This is a genomic window from Kocuria marina, assembly GCF_000786655.1.
GTDB classification, from domain to species: Bacteria; Actinomycetota; Actinomycetes; order Actinomycetales; family Micrococcaceae; genus Kocuria; species Kocuria marina_A.
Genome location: NZ_JROM01000019.1, coordinates 1 through 20,485 on the forward strand (window position 1 = coordinate 1; position 20,485 = coordinate 20,485).

The 20,485-nt window shown below is 67.0% G+C and carries 21 protein-coding genes; 17 read left to right on the forward strand and 4 right to left on the reverse strand.

Annotated features, from left to right (window positions below; all coding sequences use genetic code 11):
- The first annotated feature begins 20 nt into the window (after positions 1 to 20).
- Entirely contained in the window at positions 21 to 683 is a 663-nt protein-coding gene (locus tag AS25_RS05640; protein ID WP_035959037.1) for an IS3 family transposase, read from the forward strand.
- 104 nt (positions 684 to 787) lie between these two features.
- Here AS25_RS05640 and AS25_RS05645 read toward each other — a convergent pair whose 3' ends face one another.
- Positions 788 to 2,395, reverse strand: coding sequence for a replication initiation protein (locus AS25_RS05645; protein WP_253270489.1), 1,608 nt, complete (start codon positions 2,393 to 2,395; stop codon positions 788 to 790).
- A gap of 180 nt (positions 2,396 to 2,575) precedes the next feature.
- On the reverse strand, positions 2,576 to 2,791 hold the full coding sequence (locus tag AS25_RS14150) for a hypothetical protein (protein ID WP_231885621.1): 216 nt from the start codon (positions 2,789 to 2,791) through the stop codon (positions 2,576 to 2,578).
- Between the two features lie 240 nt (positions 2,792 to 3,031).
- Here AS25_RS14150 and AS25_RS05650 point away from each other — a divergent pair, with 240 nt between their 5' ends.
- The 4 genes from AS25_RS05650 to AS25_RS15215 are packed head-to-tail and all read left to right on the forward strand — an operon-like array spanning position 3,032 to position 5,470.
- A complete protein-coding gene (locus AS25_RS05650; protein WP_035963056.1) occupies positions 3,032 to 3,445 on the forward strand; it encodes a hypothetical protein in 414 nt (137 codons plus the stop codon).
- On the forward strand, positions 3,445 to 4,446 hold the full coding sequence (locus AS25_RS05655) for a hypothetical protein (protein ID WP_156960907.1): 1,002 nt from the start codon (positions 3,445 to 3,447) through the stop codon (positions 4,444 to 4,446). The genes AS25_RS05650 and AS25_RS05655 overlap by 1 nt, the downstream gene beginning before the upstream one ends.
- The gene (locus AS25_RS05660; RefSeq protein WP_035963063.1) at positions 4,443 to 5,036 is read left to right on the forward strand and encodes a hypothetical protein; all 594 of its coding nucleotides are present in this window, start codon (positions 4,443 to 4,445) and stop codon (positions 5,034 to 5,036) included. The genes AS25_RS05655 and AS25_RS05660 overlap by 4 nt, the downstream gene beginning before the upstream one ends.
- 11 nt (positions 5,037 to 5,047) lie before the next feature.
- Positions 5,048 to 5,470 (forward strand): hypothetical protein, encoded by a 423-nt coding sequence (locus tag AS25_RS15215; protein ID WP_035963065.1) that lies wholly within the window; start codon positions 5,048 to 5,050, stop codon positions 5,468 to 5,470.
- A gap of 100 nt (positions 5,471 to 5,570) precedes the next feature.
- On the opposite strand, the gene AS25_RS05670 is transcribed toward AS25_RS15215, so the two are convergent.
- Complete coding sequence (locus AS25_RS05670; RefSeq protein WP_156960908.1) at positions 5,571 to 5,927, reverse strand: DprA-like winged helix domain-containing protein; 357 nt, start codon at positions 5,925 to 5,927, stop codon at positions 5,571 to 5,573.
- Between the two features lie 171 nt (positions 5,928 to 6,098).
- On the opposite strand from AS25_RS05670, the gene AS25_RS05675 reads away from it, so the two are divergent.
- Genes AS25_RS05675 through AS25_RS05730 form a run of 12 tightly spaced genes read left to right on the forward strand, consistent with a single transcriptional unit; the run spans position 6,099 to position 19,312 of the window.
- On the forward strand, positions 6,099 to 7,220 hold the full coding sequence (locus AS25_RS05675; protein WP_035963070.1) for a transglycosylase SLT domain-containing protein: 1,122 nt from the start codon (positions 6,099 to 6,101) through the stop codon (positions 7,218 to 7,220).
- Positions 7,217 to 7,852 (forward strand): hypothetical protein, encoded by a 636-nt coding sequence (locus AS25_RS05680; RefSeq protein WP_035963072.1) that lies wholly within the window; start codon positions 7,217 to 7,219, stop codon positions 7,850 to 7,852. The genes AS25_RS05675 and AS25_RS05680 overlap by 4 nt, the downstream gene beginning before the upstream one ends.
- Before the next feature lie 23 nt (positions 7,853 to 7,875).
- On the forward strand, positions 7,876 to 9,402 hold the full coding sequence (locus AS25_RS05685) for a hypothetical protein (protein WP_156960909.1): 1,527 nt from the start codon (positions 7,876 to 7,878) through the stop codon (positions 9,400 to 9,402).
- Complete coding sequence (locus AS25_RS05690) at positions 9,402 to 10,805, forward strand: AAA family ATPase (protein WP_156960910.1); 1,404 nt, start codon at positions 9,402 to 9,404, stop codon at positions 10,803 to 10,805. Before AS25_RS05685 ends, AS25_RS05690 begins: the two co-directional genes overlap by 1 nt.
- Positions 10,806 to 10,807: 2 nt before the next feature.
- The gene (locus AS25_RS13765) at positions 10,808 to 11,410 is read left to right on the forward strand and encodes a DUF6668 family protein (RefSeq protein WP_172644416.1); all 603 of its coding nucleotides are present in this window, start codon (positions 10,808 to 10,810) and stop codon (positions 11,408 to 11,410) included.
- 13 nt (positions 11,411 to 11,423) lie between these two features.
- Positions 11,424 to 11,693, forward strand: a complete 270-nt coding sequence (locus tag AS25_RS05700; RefSeq protein ID WP_035963084.1) for a hypothetical protein — start codon at positions 11,424 to 11,426, stop codon at positions 11,691 to 11,693.
- A gap of 49 nt (positions 11,694 to 11,742) precedes the next feature.
- Positions 11,743 to 12,540 (forward strand): DUF8175 domain-containg protein, encoded by a 798-nt coding sequence (locus AS25_RS05705; protein WP_035963085.1) that lies wholly within the window; start codon positions 11,743 to 11,745, stop codon positions 12,538 to 12,540.
- Positions 12,537 to 14,213 carry a hypothetical protein gene (locus AS25_RS15445; protein ID WP_052160747.1) on the forward strand — a complete coding sequence of 559 codons (1,677 nt, stop codon included), beginning with the start codon at positions 12,537 to 12,539 and terminating at the stop codon, positions 14,211 to 14,213. The genes AS25_RS05705 and AS25_RS15445 overlap by 4 nt, the downstream gene beginning before the upstream one ends.
- Positions 14,210 to 15,742: an SCO6880 family protein gene (locus tag AS25_RS05715; protein ID WP_035963091.1), complete on the forward strand. Its 1,533-nt coding sequence runs from the start codon at positions 14,210 to 14,212 to the stop codon at positions 15,740 to 15,742. The genes AS25_RS15445 and AS25_RS05715 overlap by 4 nt, the downstream gene beginning before the upstream one ends.
- Positions 15,742 to 17,274, forward strand: coding sequence for a putative type IV secretion/conjugal transfer ATPase (locus AS25_RS05720; protein ID WP_052160748.1), 1,533 nt, complete (start codon positions 15,742 to 15,744; stop codon positions 17,272 to 17,274). Before AS25_RS05715 ends, AS25_RS05720 begins: the two co-directional genes overlap by 1 nt.
- Positions 17,271 to 18,950 (forward strand): type IV secretory system conjugative DNA transfer family protein, encoded by a 1,680-nt coding sequence (locus AS25_RS05725; RefSeq protein WP_035963100.1) that lies wholly within the window; start codon positions 17,271 to 17,273, stop codon positions 18,948 to 18,950. The genes AS25_RS05720 and AS25_RS05725 overlap by 4 nt, the downstream gene beginning before the upstream one ends.
- Positions 18,947 to 19,312 (forward strand): DUF4913 domain-containing protein, encoded by a 366-nt coding sequence (locus tag AS25_RS05730; protein ID WP_052160749.1) that lies wholly within the window; start codon positions 18,947 to 18,949, stop codon positions 19,310 to 19,312. The genes AS25_RS05725 and AS25_RS05730 overlap by 4 nt, the downstream gene beginning before the upstream one ends.
- Before the next feature lie 202 nt (positions 19,313 to 19,514).
- On the opposite strand, the gene AS25_RS14585 is transcribed toward AS25_RS05730, so the two are convergent.
- Positions 19,515 to 20,426, reverse strand: coding sequence for a hypothetical protein (locus tag AS25_RS14585; protein WP_156960911.1), 912 nt, complete (start codon positions 20,424 to 20,426; stop codon positions 19,515 to 19,517).
- Positions 20,427 to 20,485 lie beyond the last annotated feature (59 nt).

The window sequence follows — 20,485 nt, forward strand, 5'->3', positions numbered from 1 at the left end:
GGTGCACGGTTCACCGGCTCATGAGGGCGGCGGGTCTGCGCGGGATCATTCGCGCCAAGGGCCCGCGCACCACGGTGGCCGGCACCGGACCGGAGACCCGCCCGGACCTGGTGGAACGATCTTTCACCGCCGCTGCCCCGGACCGGCTGTGGGTCGCCGACATCACGTATTGCAGAACGTTCGCCGGCTGGGTCTACGCCGCCTTCGTCATCGATGTGTTCTCCCGGCGGGTGGTGGGGTGGCAGCTGTCGACCTCGTTGCGCACGGACCTGGCTCTGGACGCTCTCGAGATGGGGTTGTGGACCCGCTCCCACGACGGCCATGACACCAGCGGTGTGGTCCATCACAGCGACAAAGGCGTTCAGTATGTCGCCGTGCGCTACACCCAGCGCCTGGCCGAGGCGGGGGCGGTGGCCTCGGTGGGATCCACCGGCGATTCGTACGACAATGCCCTCGCTGAGGCGTTCAACTCGCTGTTCAAGGCCGAACTGATCCGCAACAAGGGCCCCTGGAAGTCGATCGACGACCTGGAGATCGCGGTGGCCGAGTACGTCGACTGGTTCAATCACCGGCGCCTGCACGGAGAGATCGGGCTCGTGCCCCCGATCGAGTTCGAAGACGCCTACTATCGTCACCACACCGCCCCGGCGACCGCCGGAGCGGCACTACCAAGCCTCCACTGAACCCGTCACGGGACACACCGCCGTTGACCGCGCCCCTGACCGACCCACCTAACGGTTGCGAAAACACCAGCGGCACTGGGGCAACCGTCCCGGCCTTCGCCTTGTCAGTAGACGATGTAGCCGGGGAACCGTGCTGACCACCGGGAGTCGCCAGCGACTCGAGTGACTTCGTAAGAGACGGCGGTCAAGTGTGTGAAGCGCAGTCCGTGGATTTCTCCAACACGGGCCCCAACTTCAGTGACGTGCAGTTCTCGCCCACCCAGCGCAGCACCGTGGAGCGATCCGTCCTTGACTGTCTCCCAGTAGTCGGAGGCGGTCGTGAAAGACCAGTACCCGGAGCCAGTGGGATGATCCTCCAGGTAGTCCAGAGGCACCCAGAGAGTGAGGCCGCGGTGCTCAGGGAGGAGCCGATCCCGGAAGTCGGGGTCTGGTTCTCCAGGCAGGACGCCTTCGGGCCACTGGTAGGCGGGTTCACTCGTCACGGGGGCATCCTCTTCATCGGCAGGTCCGGGGGGCACTTCCACACTAGGGGCGGGGGCGGGGTACACCGCGGGGGCGGAACCAATACCTGTTGCTTGGAGAACTTCACCCTCCTCGACGGGGCTGCCAGCGGGTGTGATGGGTTCGCTTTTCAACCAGGCCATCACGGTGCGTGTAGTACGCCCTACGGCCTCGGCGATGGCCCGGTAGGTCGCCCCCGCCGCCCGCAACTGCACCGCTAGAGTCCGCAGCTGCCCCACACGGCGGGTGCGGGCCTGACGGGCCTGGGCGGCGTTGTCTGCCGCCGCACGCGCCTTGGCCTCGGTCCTGGCCTTCCCGCCGCGGCGGCCCATCCGCGCTAGATACTCGTGTGCAGCATCGGAACCACTGGTAGAGGTGGGGCGTCCCTTGCCGGCGTTGACCTGACGGACGGCCGAGCGCGCCAGACAGGCGACCTCGCTATCGGTCAGAGGGTGGGGCAGCTGGGCGTTGAGCGCCCTGGCGTGGGCGATCGAGGCGGCCTCCGTCGGGGTCTGGTGGCGGGCCTGCCGCTGGTCCCACAGCCACCGGCGGGTGGCGCGGAAGATAGCGGTGTTGCGCCCCACCTCCGTGGCGGTGTCCACTACCGGGACCCGCGGGATGCCGGCTCGCCCCAGCAAGGCCGTGCCCGGGTCCCAGGCTGACGCGGCGGGTCCATCAATAGCCTCGTCGTGGAACGGGTCAATGTACTCGGCCATGTGCGCCTTGAGATCCCCCAAAGACCACGGGCTGGCTCTGCGACCCCACCACACACGCCCGGCCGGGAACTCAGCAGCCGGGTTGCGCACCAAATAACGGGTGAAGCACGGGTCCCCATCGACTAGCCGGTCCAGGGCCCGCTGCACCGCCTCCGCGTAGCGGATCGGCCACGGCCGAGCGCCCTCGCCCCGGTAGACCGGTTCGATGGCCCACCCGGCCTGAGCATGACCAGTGGCCGGGTTCTCGATGATCCACGTCGGTTCCGGCACGGCCGGGTGCATCAGGTTCAACAACGCGGCCTCGTCATCGACGTCCACGACGAGGAAGTTCAACCAATCGGCCGGGTTGAGCTGGATGAACGCGAAGTCACCAGCAGGCCGCCCACGGTTCGGGAACGCCTGCGACTTGGTTTGACCGCACCGGAAGTACTCGATCCGGTGGTGCTCAAGGAACCGGCGGGCCGGGGTCTCGGGGCAAAAAAGAACAACATCCATCAAGGCAGGGTCCACTTGTGGACGCGCCTCAGGTACACTAGGAGACATAACAGTCCCCTGATATTGGATTCATGACAGGTTCCGATTCAGTTAGCTGTTGAAACGGCTGTCGCGAGTTTGGCGACCTGAGACAGCCAAATGACTTCGACGGCCCGCCCTGCCAGGCGGGTCGTCAGTCGTTTAAGCGGAATTAGCCAGCGGTAGGCGCGGCTCCTCCCTATTGTCAAGCTTGTTGGGTCGTCCCGCATCGCGGTCGATCAAGGCGCCGATGTACTCGGCCATGCTGAGTCCCGTTCGACGAGACGCTTCGACGGCCGCACGATGCTGCTCAGGAGACACGCGCGTAGACAACGCCACTTTGTGTCCTTGCAGCTTCGGCTGCTGGTACTCAGTCATGAAGCCATCGTCGCATACTGCAACCGCAACCGGTAGCAGTATGGGGTGTGTCTCCATAATTTTCTTGCCCCCTTGTTTCTGAAACTTGACGCAGTAAAGACGCAGTGAAGGCTCCCGCCTAGGTGTATCGCATCAATCATACAGTCTTTTGAACATGTTCAACTTAAACATGTTCAAGTTCCAGGTAGCCTTGGGGGCATGTTTTGGCTAGGGGGAACTGTTTCCCGTTCCGACTCAGATGTGCTGGCTGAACTGCCGGACCGTCTCACCTGGGAAGGTCTTCATCTGGAGGTGCAGCGTCGGCACGGCAAGCCCATCCACATCGCGCCGGCGCCGGCGGGGTTGGGTCAGGACGTCACGGGGCTGTGGTTGGAGAAGGCTGAGCGGTCCTGGATCTTCCATGCTGCCGGGGAGAGCGAGCTGCTGCGCCGGCACGTGATCCTGCACGAGTACGGACACATCCTCCTCATGCACGGTGGATGCGAGCTGACGTTGGGCAACGCCTTCGCCCACATCGGAGGTTCCCGGCGGATCAAGACCCTTCTCGGGCGTTCCTCGACCTGGACGACCCAGGAGATTGCCGCAGAGAACGCCGCTACGCGGCTGGCCGCCCGGCTGACCCAGCAGGTGAATCCTCTGCTCGAGGCCTTCTGATGAGCCTCGGAGCGGGATTGAGTCTGCTCAAGGCCGTGGCGTGCATCTTCGCCGCCGTGGCAGTGCTCATTCGTCTGCCACGAGTAGCGCAGCGACGCCGAGTGGACTTCGTCTGGGTGGGCACAGTGTTGGCAGCCCTGGCCTTTTCGGCCAACGGGGTCATGATTCCCGAACGGACCGTGGATGCGTGGCTGGGCGGGGAGAACGTCTTCCACCTGGTGCGCAACCTGCTCGCCCTCAGCGCCGTGTGGTGCCTGCGGGCGGCTCTCGTCCAGTCCCTGCAGCGCAGGGACTGGAGCCGGTCGCGGACACTGCGGGAGGCCGCCATAGGTGGCGCCTTGCTGATGGGACTGACGGCAGCGTTCTTCTCGATCGACCGGAGCCCGACCTCGGGAGCGTTCATCCCGGACCACCTCGCCCAGGGCGGCACCCTGGTCTACACGCTGCTCATCATGGTGATGGGAGCCTGGAACGCCGCCGATGTCGCCCGTGTCGCCTTCCGGGAACTCACCCTGCGCCAGCCGGGGCACGACCGCCTGCTGTGGCCGAGCCTGCTCGGCCTGGGCGTAGGCGGTTCTCTGCTCGTGCTCGGCTGCACGCTCGAGGCCGGCTACGCGCTCCTGGGGTATTCCGGCGCGTGGGATCCTGTAGCTGTGGCCCTGCGGGCCTCGTTCGGTCCGGTCTTCCTGCCCGGGGCCGTGCTGGTGTGCTTGGCCGTGGCGTGGCTGGGTCTCTACGCCCAAGGCCGGCGACTGAAGATGGGTCTGCGCATGGACATCCTGAGGATCGCCCCGGTGTGGGCCCACCTCGGGGCGGACCGGTGGAGCCCTGGTGGGCGCCCTCCGGGTTGGCGCAGCGCTCTGTCGACCGATCCTCAGCAGGTTCTCTACAGTGCCGTCATTGCCGTCGAAGACGCCCTGCGGGCAGAGAACATGGGTCTGTCGGAAAAGCAACGGTGTGCCCTTCAGGCCGCCGAGAGGAGATTTGAACTCACATCATGAGCACCTCGATCGTCGTCCCCCGCTGGGAGAGAACCGCCACGGAAGCCTTCCAGCCTCCGGTACTGCTGGCGGCGCTGCTCATCGCGCTGCCCTGGGGGGCGAACCCAACTGCGGCCTCGCTGTGGTGGGGAATCAGCGCGGCCCTCATTGTGTGTGGCATTCCGTTGGCTGCGGTCCTCCTGTTGGTGCGTCGAGGGGTCCTCACCGACCATCACGTGAGCGTGAAGGAGCACCGCCGCCCGGTGATGGCCGGAGTACTGGTGCTGGTCCTCAGCTACCTCACGGCGACGATCCTGCTGCAGGGACCGATCGAGATCGTGGCGCTGCTCGTGGCCACGTTCCTGGCCGGGCTGGTGATCGCTGTGGTGAGCCCGTGGTGGAAGATCTCCGGGCACGGCATGATGATGGGCGGAACTATTGTTGCCCTGACAACATCCTGGGGTGTGGTCGGGCTCCTGTTTGTTCCGGTGGGCCTGGCGGTGTGCTGGAGCCGCATTCGGCTCCAGGACCACACCGGTCCGCAGGTGATTTCAGGCTTCATCTACGGACTGGCCTTCCTGGGCGGCATCTACGCCTGGATTGTGACATGAGGAGCGGAAAAGTGGCAGACGAGGACCGCCGGCGCTCAGCCGAGATCTTGGCCGACAAGATCAACCTGCTGCTGGACACCCTGCGCACCGAAGCCAGCGAAACATACGACTTCACCACGATCCAGCAAGGCCTCAAAGACCGCGGCGTGGCGATCTCCCGTACGAAATGGCACTACCTGAAAACAGCCGACATCCGGGTGCGCCCCGACGAGAAACTGCTCCGGGCACTGGGGGAGGTGTTTGGCGTGGACCCCCGATACCTCGTTCAGGAGGACGGCCCGCTGCCGCAGCAGGTCGAGCAGGAGCTGGCCACGGTCCGGGCCCTTCGACGAGCCGAGGTCCGCAATTTTGCCGCCCGAGCCCTTGGGCAGATCGACCCCGAAGGCCTTCAGGCGATTCTCGAGGTCATCGAGAAGGACCAGCGCGAGCGGTAGAACGTGCCGTACAGCATTTGAGCCCTAGCCGGACTGCCCGTAGGATCTATGTTGAACATGTTCAACATAGTTTCGAAAGGGTGCTCGACATGGCAAAACATCAATGAGGGTTGATGCGCGTCTCCCCATCCGCACCCCGGGCATCCGCCAGGACATACTGCGTGAGAGCCAACAGCAACCTCTCGAGCCGAGCGTGGTTCGCGTAGTACAACATTGGCCGACCACGGCTGTGCTGCGCCTCCGCCTTCACGGCATCCATAGCCTCTAGCTCGGTCAATTGAGCACCGAGAGTCTGGGCCGGGAGTCCCGTTCGCGCCACCAGCTCCGCACGTAGCGCCGGACCCTGCCTGAGGGCATTGATGATCGACAGCCGGACGGTATTGCCGAACACCTTGGCGGCTTCGGCAACAAGATCAGGCTGACCTGCGGGGCGAACTACGGACGGCACGGAATTCATTGTGTCGCACCCACAACATCTCCCAAGCATCTGACATCGCGCTCCAGACCCGAGGTCCATACCGCAACAGGTCGAACTTGTTTTGACTGCTTTACACAGAAGAAACGTGCTACAACTCTTATATCTGCATAAGACAGTCAAAACGATTCGCATCGGGACGAGAGGTGGCTCATGGAGGAAGACGAGTCCAAGGACTCCTCCGTCCTGGTTTTCGCTGCTCTAGCGCTGGTTGGGGTGGTGGCTGTCAGCGTACCCGTGGCGGGTGTTGCCAGCCTCGCGCTGGTGTCGGACATGCAGGCATCGGCTGGTGGGTGCACCCCTGCCACGGTTGTCTCCGGTGAGGACTCCGAGGACGGTGTGATCAACGTTCCCAACGGCTGGGGCCCGCTCGTGGAGGAGGCCGCCAAGACGGCGGGGCTGCCGGTGAGCGTGGCGGCTGCCCAGCTCAAGCAGGAATCCAATTGGGAACCCCGGGCGGGCAGCTCCGCCGGGGCCCAAGGCATCGCCCAGTTCATGCCCGATACCTGGGCCGCCTACGGGGAGGGCGGGGACGTGACCGATCCCGAGGATGCGATCCCGGCCTATGGGCGCTACATGGCAGCGCTGCGCAATGAGGTGAAGCCCCTGGCCGGCGACGACGCGGATCAGCTGGTGCGCCTGACGCTGGCCGCCTATAACGCCGGGCCCGGTGCGGTGGCCCAGCACAAAGGCGTGCCGCCGTTTGCGGAGACCCAGCGCTACGTGGAGGCGATCCTCGACGGCGGGCAGGTCGAGTTCTCCGCCGGCTGCGAGGCCCCCACGGGTGGCAAGGCCTGGGACGGGGACCTGGGAGACGGGGAGTGGTCCGCCCCGCTGCCCGGGGGGAAGTTCACTTCCGGCTATGGGCGCCGCAACGTGCCGGGGCTGCCCGAGTGGGCGCAGAACCATGTGGGCCTGGACTTCGCCACCCCCGGCGTCGGCTCCCGTCCCGGTGGGCCGGTGATCGCCCCGACCGATCTGCGGATCACCGGGTTCAACGAGACGGACGGGTGCGTGATCGCGAAGGAGGACGGGGACGATCCCGATTTCGGGTTCGCCTTCTGCCACCTGAACTCCTGGGGCGTGAAGAAAGGTCAGAAGCTCACCCGCGGGGACGTGATCGGTGTGGAGGGCAATCGGGGCCAGTTCGGCATGTCCACGCACCTGCACATCGAGATTTACAAGCCGGGTGCCCCTGACGTCGTTTTCCCCTATCAGGGCTTCAACATCGACCCCGAGCCGATCCTGCGCGAGAAAGGAGCGTGGCCGCAATGAGCCGCCGCCCCTACCTGATCACTGCCCTGGCCCTATGCGCCGTACCCCTGGCGGGATGCTCGACCGAGCCTGCTGAGGAGACGTCCACCTCCTCCAGTGCAGCGGCCCCGGCCAGCTCGGCCCCGGCCGACTGGCCGACGACCCGCAGCTTTCCTACCCCGGAGATGCCCGGGGATGGGACGTTCCCGGCCGTTGAGGACGTGGACCGCACCGACGTGGACTCCACCGCCCGGGCGGCCGCGCTTCTGCTGCACTCCTGGGACACCGTGGTGGACCGCACCGAGACGGCGGCGGCGATCCGTACCAAGCCGCTCATGTCCGATGAGTGGGCGGGGCACCAGGTGGAGCCGGAGCGCAACGCCTCCCAGGGGGCGTGGCTGGAGCCGGCCTCGCACGGGGCCTACAGCCGGGCCCAGGCGGTGCCGGCGATCGGGGACGCGACCCGCGACGTCGGGCAGGACAAGGCAGTGCGGGCGTACAAGGTGACCTGGCGGTGGGCCAGCCGCGATGGGGAACCGGCCGAGGGCACCGGCACCCGGCACGTGACGCTCTACCTGGAGCGCCACTCTGGGGCCTGGGAGGTCGTGGGCCACCAGTCCCACGACCTACCCGCCGGGGAGGTCGCCTCGTGAGTCCGGCCGTGCACACCTGGCCGGTGATCACTCTGACCTTCGGGGCCGAGCAGATCGTGGCCGATGCCAATGGGGAGGTGCTGACCTACCCGGTGCTCGACGCCGCCACCGCCCACGAGGTCGCCGCGGACGCGGCCACAGAAGCCTGCCGACGACTCGGGTTGAAGGCCTGCCGGGTGCAGGGCCACACCGAGGACGGGTCCGTATTCGAGATGGTCGTAGACGCCGAACTAGGCACCCTGGAGGAATACGAACCCCCGGTTGCCCCCGGGCCCGCCACCAGCAATGGGGCCCGGCAGGGCGGGAGCAGCACCAGCACACGCAAAGCGGGTGCCCGGTCCGGGAACCAGCGCCGTCGCGCCCTGGCGATCTGGAGCAGCGTCGGGATCCTGGCACTGACGGCCGGGGCCTCGGTGGCGATGAACCTCACCGAGGGCGACGGGGAGCCGGTGGCGGTGGTGCACACCCCGCCCCCGGCCCAGTTGCCGGTGCCGGCCCCGGCCGGGTGGGACACCTACGGTGCGTGGGCCACACCCATGTCCGGGTCCCAGGTGCAAGCGGTCCTGGACTGGGAGGGCCGGCCCGTGAGTGTGGACGGGGCCAAGCTCATCGGCCACGACCCCGACACCGGGGTGGAACAGTGGAGCCGCACCGCGCCGTTCACCGTGACCCAGCTGGGGCTGTTCACTGTGGACGGGCAGACCCGGTTGGCGGCCGCCACGGGCAAAGAGCTGGTGCTGTTCACCCCGGACTCCACCGACCCGATCAGGGTCCAGGTGCCGCAGGAGGCCACCGTGGTCCTGGACGGAGGCACCGTGCCCCGCCTGGACCTGCCCAACCAGAAGTCCCTGCTGGTGGCAGCGGACGGATCCACCGCCGCCCGGGTGGTGCCGGCGGCCGCCAAACCTCTGGAGGCTCAGGGGGCGGACCTGATCGCCGCTGATGCCAAGGCGGGGAAGGTGTGGCGGGTCGGCACCGACTCCGCGGCCCTGCCCAAGCCGGCGACCTTGCCGGCCCCGGCCAAGGGCGCGGAACTCACCGGCATCCTCGGCAGCGTGGAGGGCCGGGTGGTGGCCGCGTGGAAGGACGGGAAGCAGACCCTCGTCGGGTTCTATGACGTGGACGAGTCCACCGAGGCGACCGCGGTGAAGCAGGTCGCGGTGCGCGAACTCGACGGGAACCAGATCACCACCTCCACCGTGCAGACCGATCGGGTGCACGGGCTGCTGCTGGCCTCAACGGTGCTGGTCGATGTGGACGCCACCACCGCCCACCTCCTGGAGGGCCAAGCCACGCTGGCCGCCGGCTACGCCTGGGTCACCGATGACGGGCAGCAGTCCCAGGTCACCCCTGACGGGGCGACCGAGGCCACCACCCTGGCTGACCAGGCGGCGGTGCCTGACGTCATCACGGACAACGGAATGGCGCTAACCCGGGTGGACGGGTCCACCGATGGCTCCCTCTACGCCCTGGTGGAGACCGGCCCCACCCCCACAGCCAGCCCGTCACCGACTGCGAGCCCTACCCTCACTGCTAAGGAGACCCCCTGATGAGAATGACCGCCACGATCGACTCCACCGGTGCTGTGGAGCTGGACACCGCCGGGCAGATCACCCGTGAGAACCACTCCACCGTGGGCGATGCCCGCCGCTCGGTGATGGCCACGGCCAAGGCTCTGGCGGAGCAGACCAATCAGGACATGCAGCTGCACATCGAGGACCCCGCCGGGTCCCGCACCTTCCTGGTCGGCGCCGATGGCACCTCCCGGCAGGAGAGTGCGGCACCGGCCACCGTCCAGGTCCCGGCTGATTCGGTGGCTACGGCAGAGCGGGCGGCTGCCCCGGTCGAGTCCCCTGAGCCTGAGCCGGTGCCTGCTGCGGCTGAGGAGGACCTGGCGGTGGCCCTGGCGGCACCGGCCCCCGTCGAGTCCCTGGCCCCGGTGGCGGCGACGTCCACGGCCCCTAATCCGTTCCTCGGCGACCGCCCGTCCACGGCCCGCGCTGCGGAGCCCGCGGCAGCTGGCAGCCGGCGGGAGTCGCTGCCCTCCTTCGTGGACCGCCCCGAGGTGGACGCCCCCGCCCAGCACGGGTGGCGCGGGGCCCTGAACCAGTTGGGCCTGAGCTTGGCGCCCTCGGCCGCGGAGCTGAGCCAGCGCCAAGACGAGGCCGCGGTGTCGGCCCACTGGCCGGGCCCGCGCACGATCGCTGTCCTCAACCCCAAGGGCGGGGCCGGCAAAACGCCGACGGTGATCTGCCTGTCGGCCGTGTTCGCCCGCCTGTCCGGTGGCGGGGTGCTGGCCTGGGACAACAACAACTCCCTGGGCTCGCTGGGCTGGCGCACCTTCGACGCCGGCCATGAGTCCACCGTGGTGGATCTGCTCGGGCGCACCGAGCACTTCATGACCTCGGACGCCCGGGTAGGGGACCTGTCCGAGTACGTCCACCACCAGCCGGCGGACCGCTACGACGTGCTGCGCTCCGATGACCGTTCCGGGGACCAGGAGCGGCACATGGTCACCGGGGACGAGGTGGACCGGCTGCACGCGGTGGCCGCGAAGTACTACCGGGCGATCGTGATGGACTCGGGCAACACCGAACGCGGAGCGAACTGGCAGGCGATGATCGGCCACGCCGATCAGGTCGTGATCCCGGTGAAGTCCGTTGATGATGCCGCCGAGGGCGCCTCCCGGGTACTGGCCGCCCTGCACGCCGGAGATGAGCACGCCCAGGAGCTGGCGCGCAACGCGGTGGTGGTGGTGCTGTGCTGCGAGCCTGGCCATCAGAAGACCAAGGCCAAGGAACTCGCGGAGGAGTTCGCCCCCTACGTGCGGGCCGTGGTCACGATCCCTTATGACCGGGCGCTGGTGGAGGGGCGGGTGCGGTTTTCCGCGATGACCCCGGCCACCCGCCGGGCCTGGCTGCGGGCCGGGGCGGCAGTGCGGGAGGGCCTGTGATCGTGGACAGTCCCCGCAACCCCTTCGTGGCCGCCCCCGAGGTGGTGGAGGAGGAGGACCCGATGGAGGAGGACCCGATCCTCGGGACCCGGGACTCCATCCGCGGCCCGCAGAACCTCCAGCAGACCTTGGCTAAAGAACCGATCCCCGAGGAGAAACCGGCGGCCCCGGTGGAGGTCTCTAAGGCCACGCTGTGGCTGGTCGGGGCTTCCGGTGGGGTGGGGACCTCCACCTTGGCGGGGCTGTGCTCCGAGCAGGTCGTGGACGCCGGTGTGCAGGAACCGGAGTGGGCGGGGCGGGCGCTGCTGGTGTGCTCCACCAGCGCGTCCTCCCTGGAGGCTGCGGCCCAGCTGGCGCGGGCCTCGGCCACCGGGGAGCTGCCCTATGAGCTGGTCGGGCTGGTCATTGTCCACGACCGGCCCAAGAACCGGATCACCAAGCCCACCCTGAGCTTCGCCCGGGGTGTGGCGCGGATGTTCCCGGTGGCCATGACCGTCCCCTATGAACCGTCGTGGCGCGAGGTCGGCGTCGCCCCCTCTCCTTCCAGCACCCGGTTGAAGACCGTGCTGCGGAAGATCCACAAAATCGCCCAGACCGGGCACTGAGAAAGGAACCCCCATGCTGATCAACACCCTCAACGCCCTGATGATCCCGGCCATCAACGCCACCCCCACCCAGCCCCCGGGCATGGAGAACGTGACCATGATCCTCGGCTGGATCCTCTGGGCCGCCGGGCTCGTGCTGTTCGTCTACTTCATCTTCGGGCTCGTCACCGCCGGCCGGAACCGCCGCCGCGGCGATGAGGTCGAGGCCCCGGTGTGGCCGCTGGTCGCCGCCGCTCTGCTCGGGGCGGCCGGGGCGATCTGGAACATGATCACCGGCGGCTGAGCCGGCCCCCACTCCTCAACCGGCACCGCAACAACAGGGAGACCCCCCGATGGACACGAACAACAACAACGCAACCCGGCCCCGCCCCCGCTGGTTCGGCCCTGCCCTGATCGCCCTGGTGCTGCTGCTGGTCACGGTGGCCGGATGGACCATCCGCAACCTCACCGCCCCTGATGAGGTGCAGGCCCCCACGACCCCTGCCGCCTCGACTGCCCCCACCCAGGGGGCGGCCGAGGCGGCTGCTCCCGCCTCGGGGGAGGACTTCGCGTGGGACTGCCAGGCGCAGCTGAGCACGGACACCTCCTCGGTGGCCGATGAGGCCCCGGAGGTCCTGGACTGGGTGGCCGCTGGCTACAACGTGGTGCCCTCCTCCGACGAGTTCGGCGGCTGTGAGCGGAGGGACTCGGGGCTGCGGGCCGGTTATGCCCACTCCGAGGCCGGGTCGCTGATGGCTGCGGCGACTTATGCGATGGCTCTGGACCCCTCGGTGAGTGAGGACGCGGCCAAGGACTCGGAGGTGGCGATCGCAGAAGGCCCCAACCGGGACCGCCTGGAGGAAAAGGCTCAGCGCATCCGCGACGGGCTGGAGGAAGCCAAGGGAGGCTTGGCCGCATCCTCGGCCACGCTGATCGGTTACTCCCAGGACCACTACACCGACGAGGCGGCGTCCTATCAGCTGATCTACGACCTGCCTTCGGAGAACGGCCTGACGCAGACGATCGCCGGTCAGGTTGACCTGGTGTGGGAGGACGGGGACTGGAAGCTGGACCCGGCCTCGGGCACCTCGATGATCACCGGGGACCAGCACCAGGGCCAGCCCTACGTGGAGTGGGGACCAAAGTCATGATGGATTGGGTCGGAGACCTCGCCGGCGGTATCGCCGGGGACACGGTGGAGAAGCTGATCCTGTTCATGGCCGGGTGGCTGGTCGAAATTTTCACCACCATGCTCGATTTCGTGGGCACCTGGTGGCTCAACATCGGCGCACCGGCAATGGGCGCCGGATCGGCCACCGAGCGGGTGCAGACCGCCACCACCACCTTCGTCGGCGTCGCCGGCATCATCGGCACCGCCTTCGCTGTCATCAAGATCGCTCGGGACCACAGCCGGGACTCGGCGGAGAACCTGGTGATGGGACTGATCCGCACCGTGGTGGTCTCCGGGCTGGCGGTGTCGATGGTGTCCCTGTCGCTGGCGGTCACCGATGAGGTGGCCCCGTGGCTGGTAGACACCATCGCCGGCAACGCGGCCCGGGACGGACTGGGACAGTCGATGGACCTGGACGCCGTGGCCGGGTCAACTATGGCGCTGACCACCGCTGGAATCCTGATCGTGCTCGCTCCCTTCGCCATCCTCGGGGCGATCCTCAACGCGGCCCTGGTGATCTTCTCCTACGGGGTGGCCGGAGCCCTGTGCGGGCTGCTGCCGATCTTCGCCGCGGCCTCGACCACGGAGCGAGGACGCAAGGCATTCGACAAAGCGGTGGGCTGGCTGATCTCGGTGATCCTGTTCAAGCCGGTCGCGGCCGTCCTCTACGGCTTCGGCCTGGCGCTGATGAACGGGATCAGGGGAACCGGTGACGGTGAGGTGGCCAACCAGGTGATCACCCTGCTCACCGGCACCGTGATCATCTTCTCCGCCTGCCTGTCGATGCCCGCCCTGGCCCGCGTCATGGTCCCGGCCGTCAGCGCCGGTCCCCGCGGCATGGGGGCCGGTGGGCTGGCCATGCTCGGTGGCGCGGTGGCCATCGGTGCACTCACTGCTGGCGTCGGCACCGCCGCCGCCGGAGCGGTCGCCGCGGGCGCTGGAGCCGCTGGTGCTGCCGGTGCTGGAGCTGCCGGAGGCGCTGCTGGCGCTGGAGCTGGTGCTGCTGGCGCTGGAGCTGCCGGAGGCGCTGGAGCTGCCGGAGGCGCTGTTGGCGCTGGAGCCGGTGGCGCTGGAGCCGGTGGCGCTGGAGCTGCCGGGGTCAGTGCTTCAGGTGCCGGGGCCGGCGCCTCGGGCGCTGGCACCGGTTCGGGTGCTGGGGGCGGTGCCTCCAGTTCGACCGGGACGCCGGGACCGGCTGGTGCTGGCGGGCCTGGTGGTGGCTCTCCTTCGGTCGGTGGACCGGCTGGCGCGGAGAACGTGGAGAGCACCACGGCCGGTGCAGCTCCTACGTCCGCACCGGGGACCACGACAGGTGGGGCCTCGGGCGCGGAGAACGTGCAGAGTCCCACCACGGGTGCCGCCCCCAACAGCGCAGCAGGCACCGGCACGGGCGGGGCCTCGGGTGCGGAGCAGGTGCAGAGCTCGAGCCATTCCCCGGCAGCTGCCGGTAGGGCATCCGAGGCGTCTGGGCCGGCCGGTGCGGAGCCGGTGGCTGCGACCCATGGCGCGGGGCCGACTGGGCACCCGGCTGGGGAAGGGTCCTCGGCCACCGGGGCGAATAAACCGTTGATTAACGGCCAGCGGATCGAGTTCGGGCTGCGGGAAGTCGTCCGGGACGCTGAGCACTCCATTGAAAGTGGTGAGGATCTGTGAGTAGCAACCAGGTGATCGTGCGGCAGTACGGCAACATCGCTGAGGACAAGACGGCCGGTTTGTTGGGGTTCTCGATGGCCTCCACCGTGGTCCTCGGCGTGGGATCGGTGCTCGTTTTCCTGTTCATCATGGCCTCCCAGATTTGGGTGGCCGCCGGCATCGCGGTGGCTGCGTTCATCGTGGCCACGGTGCTCGGCTCCAAGGACCGCAACGGCCGGTCCAAGCCGGAGCGCTGGATCGCGAGGGGCATGTTCTCCCGGGCGGAGAAGAAGCACCGGACCACCTATAAGGCCGGGCCGACCTCGCAGATCCCGGATGGGTCCTTCCGTGCCCCCGGCGTGCTGGCGGCGACCGAGCCGGTGACCTTCACCGACCTGTTCGGCCACCAGGGCGTGATGCTGTGGCACCCGAAGTTGAAGACCGGAACCGTGTTCGTCATCGCCAACTCCTCCGGGCTGGGGCTGCTGGATCAGGACCGGGTGGACCGGATGGTGGGCACCTGGGCGGCGTTCCAGCGTGACGCCGGGTCGAACACGGAGTTGGTGCAGGTCTCGGTCACCACCCAGTCCACCACTGATCCGGGGGAGCGGCTGCCCGATGCGGTGGCCGTGGGCCGGGCTCAGGCGGGGTCCCAGTCGGTGCCGGATTTCGCGCGGGCGACGATGGATGAGGTGGTGGCCAACCTCAATCAGGACGTGCCCAAGCTGGAGCAGTGGATCGCGCTCACGTTCAGCGCCCGAGCTAACGCGGGTGAGGGCGTGCCCGAGCGCACCGCCGAGGAGCTGGCCACGGACGTGTCCTCGCTGCTCAGTGGGTTCTTGGAGCAGCTGGAGCAGGCCGGGGCCGGGTCGGTGTCCCTGATGCAGGAGCACGACCTGATCGACCAGACCTATGTGGCCTATAACCCCCTGGCGGCCGCGGCGGTGGAGAAGGCCCGGCTGTCGGAGGCCGGCACCGGTTTGCGGTGGGAGGAAGTCGGCCCCTCAGCCGCCCGGGTGGTCGGTTCCCCGGGCCGGTATGAGCACGGTGGGGTGGTGTCGAAGTCCTGGCAGATGTGGCGTCCCCCCGCCGGGACGTTCCGGGAGAACGCGCTGGTGGCCCTGTTGGCGCCGAACGCGGAGATGTTGCAGAAGCGGGTCACGGTGTTCTACCGGCCCCAGTCCCCGGACAAGTCGGCCATCCAGGTGCAGCAGTCGTTGACGAACGCGCAGTTCGCGGCGAATCAGAAGAACCGCCGTCCCACCAGCTCCCAGATCATTGCCCTGGAGAAGGCCCGGAAGGCCGAGCGTGAGCAGGCCGAAGGGGCGTCGCTGGTGCGGTTCTCGATCGTCGTGACCGCCACCGTGGAGCGTCCCGAGCAGCTGCCGCGGGTGGCGGCCACGCTGCGGCGCAACGCCTCCCAGGGCGTGCAGCTGGGGCTGCGGGAGTGCGATTACAACGATGACGCGGCGTTTGCGTTCAACCTCGGTCTGGGTGTGGTGCCCGATGCTGTGGCCACGATTCCGGCTGATGTGCGAAAGGCGCTGTGATGTCTGTCTTCGACCAGCTCACCGATTCGATCCTCAACAGGTTCTTCGGCCGCTCCTCCGCCCAGAGCAACGGACCGTTCCGGGAGCTCACGGAGAAGGGCGTGGACGTCGCCCACGGCGGGATGACCTCCTGGGTGGAGGCACCCCCGGAGTTCACCGCGACCTCCAACCAGACCGCCGGGCTGTGGCCCTTTGCCGTGGGCACTTCCTCCCCGCTGGTGGGGGCGGTGCTGGGGCGCAATCAGCTCAACGGCTCGGTGGTGTGCGGGGACCCGATCAACCTGTTTCTGCGCGGCATCATTTCCTCGCCCTCCTGTTTCATCCTCGGTCTCCAGGCGAGGGGGAAGTCCTCGGTGGCGGTGCGTATGGCCCTGGCCCTGGTCGATCAGGGGTTCCTGTTCGTCGGCGCCAGTGACGTCAAACCCGACCTGGCCGGGCTCACCGTGGAGGTGGGCGGTCAGGTGATCCGAGTCGCCCCCGGGGTGGGGTCGATCAACCCCCTGGACGCTGGGCCGTTGTGGCGCCGGCTGGGGGAGCTGCCCGAGGCGCTGCAGCGGCAGATGCGCGCGGAAATTCACAGCCGCCGCCTCAATGCGCTGACCGGGTTGTTGGAGCTGGTGTTCAAGGCACCGTTGGATGCCCGGCAGCAGGAGCCCACGGTGCTGTCGATGGCGATCACCGAGGCGGCCGAGCACGCCGAGGCCCAGGGCCGGCAGCCGATCATCGCTGACGTGGTGGACGTGATCACGGCCGCCCGGCCCGCGATCATGGCCGCGATCCTGGTCGATGACCAGGCGGCCTATCGGGGGCAGGTGCGCAATCTGCTGGCCGGGCTCAACGCGCTGGGTGCGCATGGTCCGTTCGGGGATGTGTTCTGCCGGCAGACCAGTGAGGAGATGGAGATCGACCAGTCGGTGGACTTCGACCTCTCCGCCATCGACGAAACGTTGTTAGATCTGCGGGCCGCGGTGCAGATCGTGTGCTGGTCCTACGCCCAGGCCGGGATTTCGGCGGCTAAGACGTTGGCTGAGGCGGGACTGATGGCCGAGCGCCACCACCTGATGATTATGGACGAGCTGTGGCAGGCCCTGCGGGCCTCGGAGCTGCTGGTGCACCAGATCGACGGCATCACCCGCCTGAACCGCACTAAGGGGTTGGGTCAGCTGTTGATCACTCACTCCATGAAAGACCTTCAGCTCTCGACCGAGGAGCTGACCAAGATCGCCACCGGGTTCATGGAACGCTCCTCCATGAAGGTCCTCGGCGGGCTGGCGCAGAACGAGATGGGGATGCTGGAAACGGTCTTCCCGCTCTCGGAGCAGGAGAAGGCCCTGCTGGTCGCCTGGTCGGCCGAGGGCTCGGTCAACCCCAAGACCGGGCGCACCTCGCCCCCGCCCGGGCGGGGCCGGTTCATGCTGAAAACCGGGGAGGCCCCGGGGGTGCCGTTTCAGACGAACCTCACCGCCGGGGAGCTGCGGGTGCACGACACCAATGCCGCCTGGGCGGCTGCACAGGCGCGGGTGAACGCATGAACACCAACGACCAGAACCGCAGTTTTATCGGCGTGCTGATCCTGTTCACCGCCGTGATGGGTGCGGTCGGTCTGACCCATTTGGGGAATGTGCTGACCCCGGTGACAGGGGACCTGCCGTGGAATCCATTCACCCTGGGGATCGAACTGGCCACCGGGGCGGTGGACTGGCCGACGGCCGCGACCTTCCTGGTGGGTCTGGAGGCGGTGGTCGGTGTGGCCGCGCTGATGGTCTGGGGCACCCGCACCCCGTCCAAGACCCAGGAGGCCGCCCGGCGAATGAGTCCTCCGGGGAGGATCAACCCGGCGATGGCTGCTGCTCGCACCACGGAAGCCCACCGCCTCCACCCCGAGGCCGAGAACATTGGCCCGGGGCTGACGATCGGGCTGGTGGGCAAGAACCCGGTCTATCAGGGCTGGCGGGAATGCTCCGCACACGTGTGGGGCACCGGGCGGGGTAAGACCACCTCCCAGGTCATCCGCCACGCCACCGAGGCGCCAGGGGCGTTCGTGATGACGTCGAACAAGGTCGACGGGGTGGCCGAGGTCCTGGCCGCCCGCACCACCACGGGCAGCACCGTGTGGCTGTTCGACCCCCAGCGCATCTGGCGCGACAGCACCCGCCCGGCCATGATCTTCAACCTGCTGGCCACCGTCACCGATACGGTCTCGGCCGGGGAGGTCGCCTCGATCTTTGAGACGGCCTCGGCCGTCGGCTCGGCCGGTGGGAAGGGCGATCCGCAGTTCGACTCCCAGGGCCGGGACTACCTCTCCTGGTGCCTGCTGGCGGCCGCCAAGAGCGGTAAGACCCTCTCCGACGTGCTGCGCTGGGTCTCCGCTGCCAACTTCATGGAACCGGCTGAGGACCTGGAACAGGCCGGCCACACCGGCCCGGCCGCCGCACTCACTGGCATGGGACGTCAGCCGGAAGACACCCGGGGGTCGGTGGCTGCCAGTGCCCAGCGCATGGCTTCCGCACTGGTCCACGATGAGCTGCTGGCCTGGACCACTCCGACCCCGGGGGTGCCGATATTCAATCCGCACCGCTTCGTCACCAGCAAGGACACTCTCATCCTGCTGACTCAGGACGCTGCCGGGTCTGGGGCGGCATTCGTCTCGACCCTGGTCTACGCGGTGGTCACCGCCGCCCAGCAGGCGGCCCGGCGGGCTGGGGGACGGCTGCCGGTGCCGCTGGTGGCTGACCTCGATGAGGTCGGCAACGTGGTCAAGCTCAAGCAGCTGCCCGAGTGGTACTCGTTCTTCGGGTCCATGGGCATCGTGGTCTCTGCCTACTTCCAGACCAAGGGCCAGGGCGTGGACATGCTGCAACGCACCGGGTGGGACACCCTGTGGTCGGCCGCGGCGGTGAAGGTCTACGGCGGTGGCTCCGATGACGCGGAGTTCCTGGAGTCTTTGCGCAAGCTCATCGGCACCTACGACGCGAAGGTGCGCAGCACCTCGACCTCCCGGGGTGTGGCGTCGCGGTCGGTGCAGACCGTCCAGCGCGACATCATGCCGGTGTCCAAGCTCTCTGAGCTGCCGGCCGGGCACGCCTGGGTGAAGACCTCCACCGGGGGTGGGACGATCGTGCGCACTGTGCGGTGGTTTGAGGACAAGGCTCTGACAGCTCGGATCGGCCCGGTGCTGGAGCGGATTACGGAAGGACAGCGGCGATGAGCGAAGCAGTTGAGCAGGACACCGAGACGGTGGAAGGCCCGTCGCAAGAGGAGTTCGTGGCTTGGGTCGAGGGCCTGGTTTCGCGGCTGGAGTCCGTGGACCGTTCAGCCAATATGCACTGGTGCTCCCAGTGGTGGGCCCACACCGAGGCGGTGGAGCGGCTGAGCGCTCTGCACGCCCAGTGGTTGGTGGCGAAGGAGGAGAACAGCATGTCCACCTGGTGGGTGAGTCACTTTGATGTCCACGCCAAGGTGCTGTTCGCCATGCACGGGCCCTTTGGGGAATGCGGCACCAAGCACGTCGAGAAGGGCGTCCCCCGCACGCTGGCCTATGAACAACCTCCCACTGACTGGTCCTGGTGACCACATAGACCGGGGGCACAGCGCCGTCCCTTCCCAGTAGGCGCTGTGCCCCTCTTAGAGACAGCTACCTATTTGCTGTCTCCGGTGGCCGGGCCCCTTCCTTCCCAAGGGACCCGGCCACCGCCATGCCCGGGGGCAAGGGGCCCAACATTTCCTCGGTTCAGTCGGGATTTTTCGAAAGGCTCGGCCAATTTATATGCATTTACGATGCATCATTTGCTTGGTCTGCGTAGCGGGCTCGTGCTCGACGAACAGTCTCTTCCATGAATCGACCCATTTGCAGCATTGCCACAAGAAAGCGATTGGCTTGGTCTTGTTCGATTATCGCGTTTTCTACATCTGCAACATCGATTGGCTCAAGACCCGCCTCAGCCACTCTCGGCCCCACCTCCAATACTCGGGCTTTTAGGTCCATGGATGATTGCTTCAATTCCGCATGCCGATCAAGCTGATGCTCTAAAGCCGAAAGGATCGGCTTCCGTACATCAACAGGAGACGTGAACTCCGGGGGAGATTCAACCTTGGTGTCCATGGTGTTGAAAATGCGTGTTGCAAGCACAATCATCATTACATTTATCGAAGCGATAAAACGCGACTTTGCATCCCGCGGGTTCGGGAGAAAAAGGTCTTCCTTGGAAAGGAGAGGGTACCCATCCTCGTCGTACCCGTGGGGATAGACGGTACCGACCCCTCGGGGGACGGGAACCGTTTTGGGCGCATAAAGCACTTCACAAAGCCTAAGTTCCATACACCAGCTACGCACAGGCTCAACATCGAAAGACCCACTACCGATTTCATGCCCCAGCTTGTTGCGAATCTTCCCTACAAATTCAAGCTCGCGTTTTTCATTGTCGGATATTAGACCTAAGGCGTGCGCCATCGCACATTTCGCGCTGTAGTCATGAAGTGGCTGCTTGACGCCAAACAACTTATCGTCTTTTGCGGAGTGCAGCAGATTCGATTTCAATAAATTTTTGAGTTGGTGATCAAGCCCGCTTCCACCAGCGATAGCAATGCCTCTCGCACTTTCCCCCTTCACCTCATCATCAAAGGACTTGAAAAAGGTAATCACCGCGTCGTCCGCCAAGCTTTTTTTGAATTCGTCTACGTTCATATTCTAGTTATCCTTTAGTCATCTAATTATATTCTTAATATTGGTGCTGGTACTGCCGG